We start from the raw sequence: 769 nt of genomic DNA on the forward strand, positions 1-769 counted from the left end.
GACTTAGAAAGCCTTGAAATTACCGAAAACAATCTCAAGGAAGGTAAGAAGAAAATTGCAGAAGTAAGGAAAGTTACGGCTGAATTAAACAACAAGCGTAAAGAAATCAAGGCTGAAATGCTTACAAGCCTGACGGAATTTTCAAACAAGGTTAAAGAGATTGACGATATTTTAACGCAAGCTGTAAATGTTCAGCGTGACAAGGTCGAGCAATACGAGTTTCAGATTGCAAACAAGAAGTTTGAAACTATCAAAGAAATCTTTGACAAACGCAACAAGGCTTATAGCGAGTATAATTTTGATTTTAACGAATTTTATAAGACTCAGTTTTTGAACAAGACTTACAAACTTGATAAAATCGAGCTAGAAATGGTTGACTTTTTCGAGAACAAAAAGCAAGAAATTGAAACTATCAAGACGCTAGAAAACGCAGATGATATTTTGGTAGAGTATTATATCAACGGTTACAACATGAGTAACGCGATTAATACGGTCAATAAGCGTATTGAAGTCGCTAAAAATCTTGAAATCGAGCGTAAAAAACCATTAGAACAGCCAAGACAACCGATTAAGATTGAACCAATGCAACCTACTCAAGTAGAAAAACAAGAACAAGATACGCTTGTAATCGAAATTAAAGGTGCCGAAAAAATAGCACTTGCTAAAATGCTACTTGAAAGTAACAAGATTGATTACACGGTATTATAGTTAAAATAAATTAAAAAAAGTTTGAAAAAAGTGTTGACTTTTGAAGCAATCAATGTATAAT

At 33.2% G+C, this 769-nt stretch carries 1 protein-coding gene; it reads left to right on the plus strand.

All coding sequences use genetic code 11. The features are described from left to right. A partial coding sequence (locus BTA35_RS16435; protein WP_078320900.1) for a DUF1351 domain-containing protein occupies positions 1 to 708 on the plus strand: 708 nt, incomplete at its 5' end. Positions 709 to 769 lie beyond the last annotated feature (61 nt).

The organism is Oceanospirillum linum, assembly GCF_001995095.2.
Lineage (GTDB): Bacteria > Pseudomonadota > Gammaproteobacteria > Pseudomonadales > Halomonadaceae > Oceanospirillum > Oceanospirillum linum.